General features: G+C 41.6%; 1 protein-coding gene. It reads right to left on the minus strand.

Going from position 1 to position 411, the window contains the following annotated elements; genetic code table 11:
• Nucleotides 1-403: integrase zinc binding domain-containing protein (locus KI686_RS15785; RefSeq protein ID WP_237590292.1), on the minus strand; the 403-nt coding region annotated here is incomplete at its 3' end.
• Nucleotides 404-411: the final 8 nt, after the last annotated feature.

The following is a 411-nucleotide window of genomic DNA, read 5'->3' on the forward strand; positions in this document are numbered from 1 at the left end:
TATCAACAATAACCCAAATCGCATCTATGCCTTGAGAAACTTTGGGAAGACCTGTAACGAAATCCATAGTAATGTGTTCCCACTTCCATTTCGGAATCTCAAGTGGTTGTAATGGACCCTTTGGCACTTGATGCTCCGCCTTTACACGTTGACAAGTTAAACACCTCGAGATAAACTCCGCGATCTCTCTCTTCATATTGTTCCACCAAAATGTATGTCGAATATCATGATACATTTTGGTACTCCCAGGATGGATTGCAAACGGGGTGTTGTGTGCCTCCATCATGATTCTATGCTTCAAGTCAGAATCGTTAGGAACACAAAGTCTGGAGTTGAATCTAAGTATTCCTTCTTCATCGATTCTCGCTTCTGGAATAGCTCCTTCTTGCACTTTCTTCTTCATACGTATCA

The sequence above is a fragment of the Polaribacter sargassicola genome, assembly GCF_021991835.1.
Lineage (GTDB): Bacteria > Bacteroidota > Bacteroidia > Flavobacteriales > Flavobacteriaceae > Polaribacter > Polaribacter sargassicola.